The sequence below is a fragment of the Neopararhizobium haloflavum genome, assembly GCF_002750855.1.
Taxonomy (GTDB): domain Bacteria; phylum Pseudomonadota; class Alphaproteobacteria; order Rhizobiales; family Rhizobiaceae; genus Georhizobium; species Georhizobium haloflavum.
The window spans coordinates 1-2,500 of sequence record NZ_NWUC01000019.1 but is presented as its reverse complement, the minus strand read 5'-3'; the positions used below and the strand labels follow the sequence as shown (position 1 = coordinate 2,500).

Sequence of the window (2,500 nt, the reverse complement as noted above, 5' to 3'; positions counted from 1 at the left end):
GAGGCAGAAATGCGTAGTCGATGGGAACCACGTTAATATTCGTGGGCCTGGTGGTAGTGACGGATTGCGAGTGTTGTTCACCCTTATTGGATTGGGTGGGCTGCTTAGCGGTTCCAGGAAACAGCTCCATCATTATAGACCGTACCCGAAACCGACACAGGTGGTCAGGTAGAGTATACCAAGGCGCTTGAGAGAACTGCGTTGAAGGAACTCGGCAAATTGCACGCGTAACTTCGGAAGAAGCGTGACCCCATATCACGCAAGTGGCGTGGGGTGGCACAGACCAGGGGGTAGCGACTGTTTATCAAAAACACAGGGCTCTGCGAAGTCGCAAGACGACGTATAGGGTCTGACGCCTGCCCGGTGCTGGAAGGTTAAGAGGAGGGGTGCAAGCTCTGAATCGAAGCCCCAGTAAACGGCGGCCGTAACTATAACGGTCCTAAGGTAGCGAAATTCCTTGTCGGGTAAGTTCCGACCTGCACGAATGGCGTAACGACTTCCCCGCTGTCTCCAACGCAGACTCAGTGAAATTGAATTCCCCGTGAAGATGCGGGGTTCCTGCGGTCAGACGGAAAGACCCCGTGCACCTTTACTATAGCTTTACACTGGCATTCGTGTCGGCATGTGTAGGATAGGTGGTAGGCTTTGAAGCGTGGGCGCCAGCTCGCGTGGAGCCATCCTTGAAATACCACCCTTATCGTCATGGATGTCTAACCGCGGCCCGTCATCCGGGTCCGGGACAGTGTATGGTGGGTAGTTTGACTGGGGCGGTCGCCTCCGAAAGAGTAACGGAGGCGCGCGATGGTGGGCTCAGAACGGTCGGAAATCGTTCGTCGAGTGCAATGGCATAAGCCCGCCTGACTGCGAGACTGACAAGTCGAGCAGAGACGAAAGTCGGTCATAGTGATCCGGTGGTCCCGCGTGGAAGGGCCATCGCTCAACGGATAAAAGGTACGCCGGGGATAACAGGCTGATGACCCCCAAGAGTCCATATCGACGGGGTTGTTTGGCACCTCGATGTCGGCTCATCGCATCCTGGGGCTGGAGCAGGTCCCAAGGGTTTGGCTGTTCGCCAATTAAAGCGGTACGTGAGCTGGGTTCAGAACGTCGTGAGACAGTTCGGTCCCTATCTGCCGTGGGTGTAGGAATATTGAAAGGATCTGTCCCTAGTACGAGAGGACCGGGATGGACGTATCTCTGGTGGACCTGTTGTCGTGCCAACGGCATAGCAGGGTAGCTATATACGGAAGGGATAACCGCTGAAGGCATCTAAGCGGGAAACCCACCTTGAAACGAGTGTTCCCTATCAGAGCCGTGGAAGACGACCACGTTGATAGGCCGGGTGTGGAAGTGCGGCAACGCATGAAGCTTACCGGTACTAATCGCTCGATCGGCTTGATCGTTCTCATTGATCAATGGTCATTATCTTAGGCGCTCACGCATGAGCGGGCCTCACGGCCCTATGCTCCGCGAGGGCGCCGGACGACCGGCGGCGCACAATTCGTGCGCTGTTGATTGTTTGAACTCACGCTTGTTCCGCCCTCCGGGCGGCGCTGCGTGGTCGCGCGCCAGACGGCGCGACGGCCGTTCGGCCTTGCGGAGGCCTCGCCTCCGTCTGGTGCCCAGACGGTTGCTCCTGGACATGTTCGAAAAGAGATTCACGCTCACCAGCTTCTCTGAAAACGTCCATGCAATCTGCATGACGGGCTTGCTTTGGCTGTCGGAGGCTTCGATCGAGAACCTTCCGGATGGCCCGACCGATGTCCCCTTCGAGCGACCAGCGAGAAGGAAAGGCATATCGGTCCGACAACAAAGCAGAGCATGTCGTGCGTGCGCACGGACACGCTTTGCCTTTTGCCGACCTGGTGGTTCTGGCGGGGTGGCTGCACCCGTTCCCATTCCGAACACGGCCGTGAAACGCCCCAGCGCCGATGGTACTTCGTCTCAAGACGCGGGAGAGTAGGTCGCCGCCAGGTCTGCAAAACGCAAAGCATTCTCATTCACGAAGACAAAGGCCGTTCGGCCGGGAAACAAGGCCGCGCAAGCGGCCTTTTTACGTTGAACCCGCCGGCGCCAAACCCGCCGCGGCACCAACAAAAGGGCAAGGAGCTGCCCAAAAGCCCAGGCCGCCAAAAACGGCCAGGGACAAGACCGGGATACACCCGGAACGCTCATAATTACCGCGGGGTGGAGCAGCCCCCGCCGACCCGCAGAAGGCAAAGCCTTCGAGGACCGGCAAAACAAAAACACCGGGCAACACCCGGAACGCTCATAATTACCGCGGGGTGGAGCAGCCCCCGCCGACCCGCAGAAGGCAAAGCCTTCGAGGACCGGCAAAACAAAAACACCGGGCAACACCCGGAACGCTCATAATTACCGCGGGGTGGAGCAGCCCGGTAGCTCGTCAGGCTCATAACCTGAAGGTCGCAGGTTCAAATCCTGCCCCCGCAACCAAATCCTACACATTATCAAACGCTTGAACGCCGCCCTCCAGGGCGGC

General features: G+C 58.2%; 1 tRNA gene and 2 rRNA genes (1 of these 3 cut by a window edge). All 3 read left to right on the top strand.

What is annotated here, in order from left to right:
• A 23S ribosomal RNA gene (locus CN673_RS20370) occupies positions 1-1,403 on the top strand; it begins 1,487 nt to the left of the window's first position.
• 458 nt (positions 1,404-1,861) lie between these two features.
• A 5S ribosomal RNA gene (rrf, locus tag CN673_RS20360) occupies positions 1,862-1,976 on the top strand.
• Between the two features lie 401 nt (positions 1,977-2,377).
• Positions 2,378-2,454: transfer RNA gene (locus CN673_RS20355), tRNA-Met, on the top strand.
• Positions 2,455-2,500: the final 46 nt, after the last annotated feature.